The sequence below is a fragment of the Bradyrhizobium uaiense genome, assembly GCF_010811875.1.
Lineage (GTDB): Bacteria > Pseudomonadota > Alphaproteobacteria > Rhizobiales > Xanthobacteraceae > Bradyrhizobium > Bradyrhizobium uaiense.
Map to the genome: position 1 here is coordinate 14,629 of NZ_VKHP01000115.1, position 13,306 is coordinate 27,934.

Genomic DNA, 13,306 nt, shown 5'->3' on the forward strand with positions numbered 1-13,306 from the left:
GCAATCCTTGTGCCGAACTGGGTGGCCTTTTGTTCTCCTGAGATCAAATTCATTGATCCAGATCAGAGGTCAGGAAGAACCGAGAACGGGAGCCAAAAAAGGAAGCCGCCAACTCGCGAGAGCAGGCGGCTCTTACCTTTTGAAGAGGGAGGCTGTCCCCCATGTTGCGGGCGCGATCATAGCCATCGAAAGTTCCATGGCAACACGTTTAGAAACATTTCCTTAACCCCCCGTAGTCGTACCGCCGTGGTCTCCCTTACGGAGAACCACGTAGGAGACAATCTTGATCCCCATAAGCGATGCTGTGGGGATAACTCTCAGTAGTCGTACTGAGAACGGCCGCTAACCAATTCAGGCCACTGCGATTTTCAAACTAGGCCACTGCGGTCGGAAACAGGCCAGCGCCTACCTGCTGGTGCTGGCCTCTTTCCATCCCCAGTGGCCTGCTTTGAAATTTCGAGTGGCCTAGTTTGGACTTAACCCCGTTTCAACCGAGCGACGGCTGGTGTTCTCAGTAGGACTACCGAGCGGCTTATTCCGTGTTCTAGGCACATAGATTTCGATCATCCCCGATTCGTTCTAAGTCCATAGCGTAGGGGGATTACCGGGGGTTCTCCGTGGGTGAACGGAGTTCCGGAAAGCAGGAACCAACTGCTTATATGGAGCTTTATTTCTGGCCCCCAGCCAGCCAAAGGTAGCCCCCCCGACTGCTGGAGGAAAACCCGTCCGGGACGGGTTGGCGGCCCCGGCCCCCTATTTGGGGCCGTTTAAATTTCCAAGGGCTGGTCGCGTGAGGCCGCCTCAGTTGGGCGGCCTTATCCAAATCTATTTTCAACTCGACCGGCTCATCCATCTCCCCGTCGCCTCATAGATTTGCGCGGCGATCAATTGGACACGACCACTAAGCGAGCGCGAGCCAGGTTGCGCGAGCTGGCGGCCAAATCACATCAGATCAAGTTGCTTCCGGAGAAGAAGCGCGCGCCGCCTGATCCCGAGCCCGGACGACGCGCCAGTGGAAGAGTAAGGCCGCCTCAGTTAGCGGCCTCTTCAAAGAAACGGCCCCAGCGAGCATCACGCTGGGGCCGTTCTGTATTCCAATTCTCACGCCGAACCGCCGCTTGCCGATAATAGACGGCCCCTTCTGGGCTTGTCTGCGTCCGTAATGAAATAGCCCTGCCCAGCGCTTGGAGGATTCCCGCGATCTGATGTTCCAGAAATAACACGTGTGAATCGCATCTAAATAAATTGCCGCCGGGAGTGCCCAAAGAAGCGGCCCCAGCGAGGGGGCGCAAGCTGAGGCCGAGTTCATCCATGAGATAGGCAAGACATTCAGCCGACAAGCAGCCAGCCCATGCTCACGACGAGCGCAAGAAACGAGATCGTCGCCAAGGCAATGAAGCCGTATTCAACACCGTCGAGGTCGGTTCTGAACATGGGAACAGGATGCGCCCCGGCTCCATCGACCGCATTAAAATAGGAAAGACAGCCAGGTTGTCCCGTCGGTCATGAGACGGCTCCGACGCTGTGCGGGGCTAAAACAGGCGCGCCAGAGCCGTCCCCACAGGCGCTCCCCCGATGGTGGAGCGCAGTTCAAGTTGTATCAGGCGGAACATGGTGACGGGGAACCCTCGTGGATTACCTCGATTTGACAAGTGTCCTAATTCCTAGTTCCGAGTGTCCTAACTAGGACAGCACCAGCAGGTATAAACTTGTTCACGATAGAGGCCGCGTAAGCAATTCCAACTCTCGCGTAGCCAAATTAAGCTAGTCGTCACCGTGCCTTAGTGCGTTCTCAGTAGGACTACCGAGTTCGCGCGCATGATGTTCTCCGCGAACGGATTGGCAATGAAGCGCCTTTTGGCAATGAAGCGCCTTGGGGCTCGTCGGCCATTGTGGGGCGATCAAAACCTGCGGGAGGCATCAGCGGTATCCTGTTCGTTCCGACGGCCATCGCCACCTGCCCGAGCTGCGTTCCGAGCCGAGCGAGCCATTCGGACACCGCGCCCAAACATCGGCATCCGGCGATCGCCGGCCCCGGTCCGTAGTTCTCCGGGCAAGAACAAAGTTCCGAAAGCACGAAGTGCAACCGCCGTCTGAAACTGCTCGGACAATCAAAAGGTTATCAGCAGAATTAGCGGCATCCGGAGAGCGGCTGGCACAATCTGCATACTACCTTGGTATCCCTCCTGACGCCTAAGAAAACTCCGTAGCGTTCAAGGGAAGACTCGGGTTCCAGCAGTGTTCATGGCTTTGGCCCAGCCCAATCCATGCGAATTGCGCCTCCGTGACGAGCGGTGCCGCTGGCCAATGGATCCCGTCCGGGAGTTCCCCAACGACGCCCGAACGGGCGCAGCCTTTACTCTAAAGCGCGATGAGATTGGGTTGAATCATCATCGCGCTTTAGCTCCTTGTTTGAGCATGATCTTTTCGGAAAACCGCTTCACACTTTTCCGGATCATGCTCTAGCGCTTTGCGGGTTTTAACCATTGCTGCAACCTTTAGTTTAATCATCGACGACCGCCATTCATTCGCGGAACCATTCCAGATGATTCACAAGGGCGTCGAATTCAGCGTCACGCAGCTCGCGGCCGGCGTCTGGAAATGGCGTTTCCAGATCGGCGATCGGGTCTTCACAGGCAAGACCGAGGCGAAGCTCGATCTCCTGGCGATCCGCCGCGTGCAGCTGCGGATCGACCGTGAGTTGAACATTCTCGGGCGGGGACAGACGCGTGACCGCGGCGATGGGAAATGAGGCGCAATTCGTCCCGCTCGCTCCGCCGGGATGACAGCCCGGTCTCCGGATTGAATCAGCGCCGACGCTCGGGACCCTTGTCCTGAAGAGCTCCACGCGGGCCGGCGTCCGCTGCGCGCGAAAACGCTTCAGTCGGCGCTGGCCAGCCGCCGCATCGTGAACTCGATGTCGCCGCCGGGAAGCTCGCGCCAGCTCTCGACGGCGCTCATATAGGCGGCCTTCGGGTAGCGCTCGAGAAAGTCACGCGCCCGCAAGCGGGCCTGATCGCGTGGCAGGCTGAAGGTCTCGCGCAGATAGCCGTCATCCGGCTTCCGCCGCTCGGCCATCCGGCTGGCGAGATCGCGCGGACGAAACACCATTGCCGCAACTCCGGACCAACTGACGACGCCCTCAATATAGGGGCGGCGCCGGGAGAATCCGAGTCCGCAGGAGCCGGGCGAACGGCCCTTACTGGCTGCGCTGCGTCGAGCTGCCGGGCTGCGTGGAGCTGCCGGTCCTGGTCTTCGGCTTGGCGGGATGGGCTGCCGCCTTCGGCGGGTCGCTGCGCACCACGCCCCAGGGATCGGACGATCCCTTGGCATCCGGAATCTTGCTCAGCGAGTTCTTGTAGGCCCGGTCGGTGATCGCGTCCTGGTCCTTCTCTTCCTGGGTCTTGGTCTTCACCTCAGGCATCAGATTGACGTTCGGCATTTGCGCATAGGCCGGCGCCGACAGCAGCACCGCGACCGCGATTGCGCACAAAACTCTCATAAGAACGCTCCCTGCATTTTCGCCCGCGGTATATCACCGCAAGAAAGCCGTCGCCAAGCGTGTCTGGCGAGCGTCTGTCCCCTGCCCTACAGATTGTCTGACTTGCAGGATTTCGGGGACTGCATCCAGTCGTCCCAGATCGGACCGCATCGCGTGCAACCACCAAGCGCAAGCCCGATCGCGATCACGCCAGCAATACCAACTTGCGGAACATGTACGCCCCCACCGCTGACGAGGGTAATTGGGCGCCGAAACTGGGGCATTTTCAAGCCGGGCACGGCGCTTGCAGCGTCGCGCCCGCGCGCCGGAGCGTAGCGCCCGCGCGTCAGAGCGCAGCGTCCGCGCGACGATTTGACCGGGCGGCGGCGCAAATTACAGTGCGCAACAAAGCAGAAAAGGAATCGATCAAATGACTTTGGCGATGAGCTGGGACGAGTGGACGCAGCATGACGGAACGGCGCTCGCCGAGCGCGTCCGGAGCGGCGAGCTGACGCCGCGGGAGCTTGCGTCCCAGGCCGCCGCCGCGGTCGCCAAGGTCGATCCCGCGCTCTCCGGCGTGATCGAGCTGTTCGACGACGTGATCGCCGATCCCGCGCGCGACGGTGCCGATCTCAACGGCCCGTTCGCCGGCCTGCCCTTCCTGATGAAGGATCTCGGCCCGACGCTGAAGGGCCGGTTGCAGGAGATGGGCTCGCTGATGATGCGCGGCAATCGCGCCGCAGCCGACACCTTCCTGACGACGAAGCTGCGCAAGGCCGGCCTCAATCTGATCGGCCGCACCACCACGCCGGAGTTCGGGGTGTGCAGCTCGGCCGAGAACCCCGCAGTCTATGTCACGCGCAATCCCTGGAACACCGACTACACCACCTGCGGCTCGTCGGCGGGCAGCGCGGCGATGGTCGCCGCCGGCGCCGTCCCGATCGCGCACGCCACCGACGGCGGCGGCTCGATCCGGATTCCCGCCGGCGTCAACGGCAATATCGGGCTGAAAGTGTCGCGCGGCGTGTTCTCGCTCGCACCGCATCTGTCCGATCTCACTGGCCTCGTCTCGATCCAGGGCTGCCAGTCGCGCTCGGTGCGCGACACAGCTGCCTTCGTCGACAGCGGCCGGGGACCTGCGCCCGGCGAGTTCATGCCGTTCTGGACACCGCCGGAGCCTTATATGGCGATGATCGCGCGCGACCCCGGCCGGCTCAAGATCGCGCTGTCGCACAGTTGGGGTGACTATCGCGCGACGCCGCACATCGCAGCCGAGCTCGAGCGGGTCGGACGCTTCCTCGAGGGCCTCGGCCATCAGGTCGACTACGCACTGCCGTCGATCGACTACACCCAGGCTTTCGCAGCGCAGACCACCTGCTACATCAGCAATTTCGCCGTCGTGATCGGCAACATGCTCGCCGCGCGCGGACTGGAACGGCCGCCGGCGGATCTGATCGAGCCGATCAACATCCGCATCTGGGAGCACGGCCGCGACTTCAGCTTCGCCGACCGCGCGCGCATGCAGGCTGTCTTCAACACCACCTCGCGCGGCTTCGGCGCCTTCTTCGAGGATTGGGACATCATCCTGACGCCGATCACGGCGCTGCCGACGCCGAAGGTCGGCACCACGGAATATCTCACCATCAGCGACAACCCGTCGGTGCTGGACTGGTTCGGCAATCTCTGGCGCAATTTCGCGTTCACGCCGCTCGCCAATCTCTGCGGCATCCCGGCGATCTCGCTGCCGCTCGCGACCAACGAGCACGGCCTGCCGCTCGGCATCCAGGCGATCGGCAAGCAGGCCGATGATGGCCTCTTGCTGCAGCTCGCCGCCCAGATCGAACGCGCCATCGACGGCAAGTGGAATGACGGTAAGAGGCCGAGCGTGCATGTCACGCGCGACTAGGCAACAAATAGCAGCAAAAATATTTGCGGAGGGAACGGAACGTCATGCAGCAGGCCGGTGAATTCGGGATCGACGACGCGAAACGCGTGCTCGGCGACGTCTTTGCGCCATGGGTGCAGGACCTCAATCTGTCGATCGAGCAATTCGACATCGCAGCCCCCGCCGGCGGCGATCCCGACCGGCAACCCGGCGCGATCCTGCGCATGCCGTTTTCCGAGCGGCTGTGCCGCAACGGCGGCATCGTCTGCGGCCAGGCGCTGATGGCGTTCGCCGACACCGCGATGGTGCTGGCCAATCTCGCGGCCAACAAGGGCTATCGGCCGATGACGACGGTCGACCAGACCACGCACTTCATGCGCGCGGTGACCGCCTCCGACGTGCTGGCCGACGCCCGCGTGGTCCGGCTCGGCCGCACCATGAGCTTCGGCCGCGTCACGCTCCTCTCCGCCACCGACAACAAGCCGGTGGCGATGGTGTCGAGCGCGTTCGCGATGCTGCCGGGATAGGACGCCGACGCGACGCGCGTGGAATGGACTACGCTGCCTCACCGTCATCCTGAGAGATGTGAGGCTTTGTCCGCATCTACTGTTGTCGTCGCCCGGCTCGACCGGGCGACCCAGTACGCCGCGGCCTATCGGCTCAAGCACGACCGTCTCTGGAATACTGGACCACCCGCATGCGCGGGTGATGACACTGAGCAAGCCGTTTGACAGTTGAATCAGACAGCCGCAACACCCATCATCGTCATCCCCGCGCTTCGCCTTTGTCGCTGGAGGAGCGCGCTCTCGCGCGCGTCTCGAAGGATGAATCGGCCCGGCTGGTGGCCGTCGATCCTTCGAGGCTCACGCTCCACGAGGAGCTTGCGTGGCAGGTTTACTTGCCGAGCACCGCCTCGGCGGCGTTGACGATGCTGATGGTCGGATTCTTTCCGCAATAGGTGCCGAACTTCCTGGCGTTTTCGGTGAACACGTCGGTATCGATGATCGCCTCGTCGGAATCGCCCTTGTACCAGCCGTCCATCCAGACCAGCACCATCTTGATGGTGTCGTCGCCGCCTTCGACGAACTGCTTGCAGGTCATGGTCGAGAGATCGAGGACGGTGGCGCCAGCCGGCGCGGACGACAGCGCGAGCGCGGTGGCAAGCATGATCGAGGCAGTGATCTTCATCGCAATCTCCATGGACAATAATCTGAAATCAACGGGTCGCCGGAAGTCCGGCGCGTCCGCTCGCGCGTCGTAGACGAGGCACCGTGGCGAACGCAAGCATGACACCGCACCGACCGCCGCGCACGTCGTTTCGATGCACGGATTGAGAATTCGTGGTTCTGATGTGTGGCGGCGCCGCTCTAAAACGTGACGAGAACGGGCGTGTAGTCGAAAGCCCGGTGTATGCGCGCGGGGATAGCGAGGTCCGTTTCGCTCTCGAAAGCCGACGTCGACGATGCCTTGGTGAATGTCCGCCCGGGGCCGATAGGCGACATCGAGCAGATCGCTGGACATCGGTTTATGAAATTCACTGCGGCGGCAATCGAAGTGTGGTCAGGTCACTGCCCACGATGGTCTTCCCCGTATAGCCGCTCTCTTCAACGGCCCTGCGGTAATCTGCTTCCGTGAGAGGGCCGCCTGGCACGTCCCAGCGATTGTGTCGTGCAGTGCCGAGCGAGGGAGCAAGATGAGTCAACATCAAGTACTTCGCGCCCACTCGCTTTGCCATTGCGCCAAGGTCGGTGGCTTCGCTCTGCCGATAGAAGGTCGGCGCGGGGAAGCCGCTGCCCCCGGTCAGGACCCAGCACCGGATGTATCGCCGAATGTACGATGACATCGGTTCCCTGCGCCAACTTTTCGACCTGATCCGACGTGGAGTGGGATCGGGGCGGAGCCGGCGTGTCGTTGCTCGCGTCGCCGCCGATAACGACACTCCCAGCCGGTGTATCTACGCGATACGACGCATGCCCCGCGATATGCGTTGAACGGACGGCACTGACCTTTACGTCGCCGGACGCCCAAACGAGTTGGGGCTCCTCCTTCGGCTCGAAAGTCAGCACATTAGCCAATTCTGCCGGTCCGCCCGCAAGGCGCTCGCGATCCTCGGACAGCCGCTCAGCGACCTCACCCGACCGAATAAATGCATCGGCGATATGGGTGACGTAGTTTCGGCAACTATTGACTGACCCGGACCGCGTAACTGTGTCTGCGCTGCAAACGACGTCGACCTTTGAGCCCTTAAGGTACCAACGCAAAGCCAGCACGTCGGGCAGTCCCTCAGTATGGTCGCCATGAATATGTGTGAGGAAGATTGCGCTGAGTTGTACCGGCGTCACCTTGACCTGCGAAAGCCGCATGCTCGTGCCGCGACCGGCGTCGAATTGGAGCCTGACGGCTGCGCAGCCATTACTGTCATCGCCGTAGCTCACCAATGTTCCAGCACCAGCCTGACCATTGAACACTGTTGGCCCACCTTGGGTGCCGGTCAGCGTCACGACAAGGCAGGGCGTAGCTCGTGCGGTGCTCGGCAAGGTCGCGAACGTCATCGCCGCCGTCACAGCCACAAAAATTCGCCTCATGCCGAGGACCTCCGATCCGATCTGTGCTCGATACGAAAGGATAGCACACTACAGCGTGGCGGCAGGGAGTTGCGGTGCGGATTGCTGGCCAACGTCGCAGATGGGTCATAGGCTTTTCACACATCCAGGGCCATCAGCCGACATGCCGCCAGCGTACGCTTCTTCACTAGCTGATTGTTTCACCCCGGCGTCATACCTTTGCTCTTGATCACCGATATGGCGTCCGGCGTTTTCAGGTAGTCGACGAGCGCCTTCGCGGCTCCGGCTTCCCTCGTGCCCGCACCGAGGGCGGCCGTGAATACGACATCCTGCTGCAAGTCAGCTGGGAACGGGCCAACCACGTCGAGGCCTGGCACCGTCAAGACGTTCATCAAGAACAGCGCGAGTTCAGCCTCGCCCTTGGCGACCACAGCGACGACCTCTGCCGGCGTCGGCTGCGGTTTCATCTTGGCTTTCATCTGCTCGGTGATGCCGAGGCGATCGAATACCTTCGCGATTGAATAGCCGGTTGCGCTTTCCGGAATCGAGGCGACCGATTCTACCTTGAGCAAGGCAGCCTTTAAAGCGTCGGGCGTGGAGATGTTGGGCTTCGGCGCACCGGCGCGAACCGCGACACCGAGGCCGACGCGAGCTATGTCCAGCGTCGGCCCGGCTGCGAAGTGTGATCGCGCCGCGGCGTCTCTCATCACCTCGATCGGGACGACACCGATATCGAATGGCTTGCCAGAGGTCGCTTCCTTGATCAGGTTCGGGGTGGTGCCGAAGAAGATATCAAGCTTGTGACCTGAGGTTTGCTCGAACTTCGGCTTAAGACCCGACCACACCGCTGTCATGGCGCCACCGGTCAGAACCCTCAACTCTGCTGCGGTCGCAGCTGATGACAGCATCATACCGGCCAAGATACCCACTGCAGCGAAAGAAAACGTCCTCATGTGCCCTCAAAGTTAATATGACCTGAGCTTTTGGATCGCAGGTGGACGCTACACTGGTCCAGGTTGAGCGCTTAATGTCTCAGATGGGTCAAAACGCGGCGGTCGAAGATCGTTGATGAGAAGCCCGGACTGCAACCAATACCGGACCAGTCGAAGGCGGGCGAATCGGCGCCGAGCCCGGCGTCGCTCGCACTATTTCGGAATATTAGAAAAATGCCCCTGAGTTGCCCGACGTGTCAAGTTGCTTTTCGAACGCCGGCAGCCGCCGGCTACTGTGCATGGGGTTGTTTTCGATTTTTTGGCAGCGTGCACCTGCGGCAGGGAGCACCTAGGCGGATCGCGAGCGGCGCGCGTGCCGCCGGCGCCACAGCAGCGCGACGAGCGCCGACAGCGCAATCAGCAAAAGCACCGCCTCGATCACCTTGAGCACAAATCGTCCGCCGGGACGATCGATCAGGCGCGTCCACAGCGAAGCGCTCTCGCCCTGGCGCGGCAGGCGAAATGCCACCACGCTGTCGCCGATCGTCGTGCCGGCCTCGGAATGGCCGCCGGCGCCGATCACGACGTACTGCTCGCCGTTCCAGAGATAGGTCATCGGATTGGCGACGCCCGGCACCGGAAGCCGGCCGAGCCACAATTGCTTTCCCGACTTGACATCGAACGCGCGCAGATAGGCATCCATCGCGCCGGTGAACAGCACTCCGCCCGCGGTGATCGCGACGCCATTCACCAGCGGCGTGCCGGTGTTGAGCGCGATGCCGAGCGGCGCGACATCCTCGCTGGTGCCGACCGACGAATGCCAGAGGATCTTGCCGGCCTTGAGATCGACCGCAACCGTCTCGCCCCACGGCGGCTTGTTGCAGGGCGTCCCGACCGGCGTCATCGCCAGCGCCCGCGACATCGCGAACGGCGCGCCCTCCTGCTGGCCGAAATCATGGCCGGGCGGCGGATTGAAGCCCTTGGCCTGGTCGCGCGGAATCAGCGTGATGACATGCGCCGCATGGCTGACATTGGCGAACATGATCTGGTTGACCGGATCGAACGCCGCGCTGCCCCAGTTCACGCCGCCACCGGTCATCGGATAGACGATCGTGCCCTGCGTCGACGGCGGCGTGTAGAGGCCCTCGTTGCGGGATTGCGCGAGCAGCCTCTCGCAAGCCGAGCTCCCGACGCCCGGCAGCATGCTGCCGATATCATCGGCCGTCATGCGCTGCGTCAGCAACGGCGGCACGTGGGTCGGAAACGGCTGCGTCGGCGACAGCTTCTCGCCTTCGGCGCCGTTCTGCGGCACCGCGCGCTCCTCGACCGGCCACACCGGCTTGCCGGTGTCGCGGTCGAGCACGAACACAAAGCCCTGCTTGGTCGGCTGGATCACGACGTCGCGCATGCCGTTGGCGGTGTCGATCCGCGCCAGCGTCGGCTGCGCCGGCAGGTCGTAGTCCCAGACGTCGTGATGCACGGTTTGGAACGCCCATGCGAGCTCGCCGGTCTCGATGCGCAGCGCGACGACGGAATTGGCATGCTCGTCATTGCCGACGCGCTTGCCGCCCCAGAAATCCGGACTGGGCGATGTCGTCGGCAGGAACACCAGGCCCCGCTCCTCGTCCACCGACATCGGCGCCCAGACATTGCTGTGACCGGCCTCGATGCCGTTATGCACCAGTGGATCGAAGGACCAGCGCGGCTGGCCGGTCCGCGCATCGAACGCGCGCACCGCGCCGAGCGGCGCATCGACCCGACGGTTGTCGCCGATCGCGGAGCCGACCACGACGACGCCGCGCCCGGTCACCGGCGCCGACGTGATCTGAAACTCGCCCGGCCATTCCAGCTTCATTCCGGCGTCGATCTTGATCTCGCCGCCATTGCCGAAATCGGCGCAAGGCCTGCCGGTCCTGGCGTCGAGCGCGATCAGGCGCGTGTCATTGGTGCCGGTGAAGATGCGTGACTTGCAGGCGGCGCCTTCGGCCGCACGATCATCGGTCCAGTGCGCGACGCCGCGGCAGACGAAGCGGTTAGCCGGCCGCTGCTTCATGCTGATCTGCGGATCGAACCGCCATTTCTGCGCACCGGTGCCGGGATCGAGCGCGATCACCTCGTTGAACGGCGTGCAGAAGATCAGGCTGCCCTCGACGAACAGCGGCGTCACCTCGAACTTGGTGCGCTTCATGACGTCGGGCGGCCGCGCGTCGAGATCACCAGTGCGGAATTCCCAGCCGCGCACCAGCGTGCCGACATTGTCCGATGTGATCTGCGTCAGCGGCGAGAAGCGCGTGCCCCCGCGGTCGCCGCCCCAATACTCCCAGGCGAGCGCCGGCTGTACACCCAGCAGCAGAAGCGCGGCGAGCAGGCGAAACAGGGACCGCATTGCGTCCTCCCGTGAGATGCGATCATCAAGCGCCGCATCTCATGCGGGAAAAGCCTTTACGCGATTGGCGCGTCAGTATCCACCCCTGTGGAAGCCGCCGCCATAATTGCCGCGATATCCGCCGCCGATGCCAATTCCGATTCCGATCGGCGGTCCGACAGGCTCATAGACCACGGCCGGAGGCGGACGGCGCACCACCACCACGTCATCCTCGACCACGACACGCGGCGGACGCTTGCCTGCGCGCCGCGGCTGAGGATCGGGAACAGCCAGCTTCTTCGCGGGCGCTACGGTCGCCTTCTGCTGCGCCGGCGGCACCGCGTTGCAGGGACAGGTCGGCGCCGCCAGCGCGACATTGGTCGCGGGCACGCTGAGCGCAGCGGCGGGCGCCAGATCGGGACGATAGCGCAACCGCTCGATCAGCTTGCGCGCGGTCGCCGTCAGGTCGCTATCAGGATATTGCACGAGGAAGCTGCGATAGGCGGCCGCCGTGTTGACGAGGACCGCGTCGCTCCACGCCACCATGCGGCGATGACGGTCGAGCCAGTCGCGCGCCTGCAGGCCGCGCGGCGTGCCGGCGAAGATCGCCGCGAAGGCTTCATAGGCTTCGTCGGTGCCGTCGACCACGATCAGCTCGTTGGCCGCCTCGATCGGCTTGCCCTGCAATTCGCGCTTCCATTCATCGACGGTGCGTTTCGCCGCCGCCGGCTTCGGCGTCGCCTCAGGCGAGGCCGCCGCACCCGCCATGAAGCGGAAATCGTCGGTGAGCGACGAGGAGTCCCACGGCGTCTGGCGGCCCTCGGTCGCCTTGTTCACGGCGAGACGAACGCGCTTGAAGGTGTCCTCGATCGGGATTCCAGGCTCCCTGCCCGATGCCAGCAGCGCGGTCGTATAGGGGCTGTTGGCGCCGCTGCCGTCCTCGGCCTCCGCGCCCGGTGAAGTCGAGAACGACACAAAGGTGCCGGGCGCGCCGACCTTGGCATCGATGATGGCGAGCCCGTGCCCGGCGGTCTTGCTGAGCTCCGGGAAAGGATTGTTGCGGCAGGCATCGAGCAGCACGATGCGCATCCGGCTCGGCACCGAGGTCAAGGTGTTCAGGATGTCGTTGAGCCGAACCGCCTGGATCGGGATATCGGCCTCACGCTTAGGATCGACGTCGACCGGCACCAGATAGTTCTCACCGTCGATCTGCAAGCCGTGGCCGGCATAGAACACCAGCGCGACGGTGTCGGCGCCCTTCGCCGCCACCTGGCCGGCGAAATCGCTGATCCTTGCCCGCATCTCGTCCTGTGACAGATCCGACGCCGACGTCACCGCAAATCCGGCATCGGTCAGCATTTGTGACATGGCCTTGGCATCGTTGGCCGGATTGGGCAGCGCCGGCACCGATTTGTAGGCCGATTGGCCGATCACCAGCGCCAGGCGGCTTTCCGCCGATGCCGGCGCGACACCGAACAGGATCGCAACCGGAACGATCAGGCTGAGGAGCGAACGGCGAAGCATGGCGGCCTCCGACAATGGCATCGCAGATGGGTCGGAGGCCGTCAGGCGAAGGTTCATGCCGAGCGGCAACCTGCGGCCGACCGACGCCGGTTCTGCTGTCGAATTGTCGCAGAGGTCCGCTGAGCCGGACTATTCAGCTACTATTTCGGTTTTTTGGCCGGATCGGCGGCCGGCTTGGTGACGCCCCAGGGATCGTATTTCTCCTTGGGCTCGGGGATACGATCGAGCGCGGCCTTGTAGGCCTTTTCGTCGACCTTGGGCTTCTGCTCCGTCTTCGTATCGCCCGCGCCGCCACCTCGCCGGCCCTGGGCCAGGGTCGGTGTCGCGATCAGCGCCATGATGACGGCAGCAACCGTGAAGCTTTTCATGTCAGTCTTTCTCCCCCGCAGCCGTGGAAACACCCTGCAATACCTCTACCCATAGATAACTTGCCGCTCGACATTTGTTGATCGACAAAGCGGCGCGTGGCGCAAATTCAGCACTGCGAGGGGGCGCAATCTTGGCGGCGGCACATTAAATGCGCTGAATGGGACAGGGACAAGTACAAGTGGCGGC

At 63.1% G+C, this 13,306-nt stretch carries 11 protein-coding genes; 3 read left to right on the forward strand and 8 right to left on the reverse strand.

Annotated features, from left to right (window positions below; genetic code table 11):
- The first annotated feature begins 2,545 nt into the window (after positions 1-2,545).
- On the forward strand, positions 2,546-2,752 hold the full coding sequence (locus FNJ47_RS25130) for a hypothetical protein (protein WP_163157948.1): 207 nt from the start codon (positions 2,546-2,548) through the stop codon (positions 2,750-2,752).
- Between the two features lie 128 nt (positions 2,753-2,880).
- Here the strand turns inward: FNJ47_RS25130 and FNJ47_RS25135 are convergent, their stop codons facing one another.
- Both FNJ47_RS25135 and FNJ47_RS25140 read right to left on the reverse strand, forming a co-directional pair.
- Entirely contained in the window at positions 2,881-3,111 is a 231-nt protein-coding gene (locus FNJ47_RS25135; RefSeq protein WP_076858713.1) for a hypothetical protein, read from the reverse strand.
- An 88-nt stretch (positions 3,112-3,199) separates the two neighbouring features.
- Positions 3,200-3,502 carry a hypothetical protein gene (locus FNJ47_RS25140; protein ID WP_163157950.1) on the reverse strand — a complete coding sequence of 101 codons (303 nt, stop codon included), beginning with the start codon at positions 3,500-3,502 and terminating at the stop codon, positions 3,200-3,202.
- A gap of 409 nt (positions 3,503-3,911) precedes the next feature.
- Between FNJ47_RS25140 and FNJ47_RS25145 the strand changes: the two genes are divergently transcribed.
- Positions 3,912-5,387 (forward strand): amidase, encoded by a 1,476-nt coding sequence (locus FNJ47_RS25145; protein ID WP_163157952.1) that lies wholly within the window; start codon positions 3,912-3,914, stop codon positions 5,385-5,387.
- Positions 5,388-5,431: 44 nt separating this feature from the next.
- Positions 5,432-5,893, forward strand: a complete 462-nt coding sequence (locus tag FNJ47_RS25150; RefSeq protein WP_163157954.1) for a PaaI family thioesterase — start codon at positions 5,432-5,434, stop codon at positions 5,891-5,893.
- A 367-nt stretch (positions 5,894-6,260) separates the two neighbouring features.
- On the opposite strand, the gene FNJ47_RS25155 is transcribed toward FNJ47_RS25150, so the two are convergent.
- From FNJ47_RS25155 to FNJ47_RS25180, 6 genes are all read right to left on the reverse strand, one after another.
- On the reverse strand, positions 6,261-6,554 hold the full coding sequence (locus FNJ47_RS25155; protein WP_163157956.1) for an HdeA/HdeB family chaperone: 294 nt from the start codon (positions 6,552-6,554) through the stop codon (positions 6,261-6,263).
- A gap of 416 nt (positions 6,555-6,970) precedes the next feature.
- Positions 6,971-7,951: an MBL fold metallo-hydrolase gene (locus tag FNJ47_RS54765; protein ID WP_163157958.1), complete on the reverse strand. Its 981-nt coding sequence runs from the start codon at positions 7,949-7,951 to the stop codon at positions 6,971-6,973.
- Between the two features lie 179 nt (positions 7,952-8,130).
- Positions 8,131-8,841, reverse strand: coding sequence for a molybdate ABC transporter substrate-binding protein (locus tag FNJ47_RS25165; protein WP_236000091.1), 711 nt, complete (start codon positions 8,839-8,841; stop codon positions 8,131-8,133).
- Between the two features lie 370 nt (positions 8,842-9,211).
- Entirely contained in the window at positions 9,212-11,248 is a 2,037-nt protein-coding gene (locus tag FNJ47_RS25170) for a pyrroloquinoline quinone-dependent dehydrogenase (protein ID WP_163157962.1), read from the reverse strand.
- A gap of 72 nt (positions 11,249-11,320) precedes the next feature.
- Positions 11,321-12,751, reverse strand: a complete 1,431-nt coding sequence (locus tag FNJ47_RS25175; RefSeq protein WP_165445848.1) for a caspase family protein — start codon at positions 12,749-12,751, stop codon at positions 11,321-11,323.
- A gap of 140 nt (positions 12,752-12,891) precedes the next feature.
- Positions 12,892-13,119 (reverse strand): hypothetical protein, encoded by a 228-nt coding sequence (locus tag FNJ47_RS25180; protein ID WP_163157966.1) that lies wholly within the window; start codon positions 13,117-13,119, stop codon positions 12,892-12,894.
- Positions 13,120-13,306: the final 187 nt, after the last annotated feature.

Bases quoted from the DNA above. Each gene is read 5' to 3' on its own strand.
- FNJ47_RS25135 (WP_076858713.1), bottom strand. From the start codon at position 3,111: ATGGTGTTTCGTCCGCGCGATCTCGCCAGCCGGATGGCCGAGCGGCGG.
- FNJ47_RS25155 (WP_163157956.1), bottom strand. From the start codon at position 6,554: ATGAAGATCACTGCCTCGATCATGCTTGCCACCGCGCTCGCGCTGTCG.
- FNJ47_RS25130 (WP_163157948.1), top strand. From the start codon at position 2,546: ATGATTCACAAGGGCGTCGAATTCAGCGTCACGCAGCTCGCGGCCGGC.
- FNJ47_RS25175 (WP_165445848.1), bottom strand. From the start codon at position 12,751: ATGCTTCGCCGTTCGCTCCTCAGCCTGATCGTTCCGGTTGCGATCCTG.
- FNJ47_RS25150 (WP_163157954.1), top strand. From the start codon at position 5,432: ATGCAGCAGGCCGGTGAATTCGGGATCGACGACGCGAAACGCGTGCTC.
- FNJ47_RS25140 (WP_163157950.1), bottom strand. From the start codon at position 3,502: ATGAGAGTTTTGTGCGCAATCGCGGTCGCGGTGCTGCTGTCGGCGCCG.
- FNJ47_RS25145 (WP_163157952.1), top strand. From the start codon at position 3,912: ATGACTTTGGCGATGAGCTGGGACGAGTGGACGCAGCATGACGGAACG.
- FNJ47_RS25170 (WP_163157962.1), bottom strand. From the start codon at position 11,248: ATGCGGTCCCTGTTTCGCCTGCTCGCCGCGCTTCTGCTGCTGGGTGTA.
- FNJ47_RS25180 (WP_163157966.1), bottom strand. From the start codon at position 13,119: ATGAAAAGCTTCACGGTTGCTGCCGTCATCATGGCGCTGATCGCGACA.
- FNJ47_RS54765 (WP_163157958.1), bottom strand. From the start codon at position 7,951: ATGAGGCGAATTTTTGTGGCTGTGACGGCGGCGATGACGTTCGCGACC.
- FNJ47_RS25165 (WP_236000091.1), bottom strand. From the start codon at position 8,841: ATGATGCTGTCATCAGCTGCGACCGCAGCAGAGTTGAGGGTTCTGACC.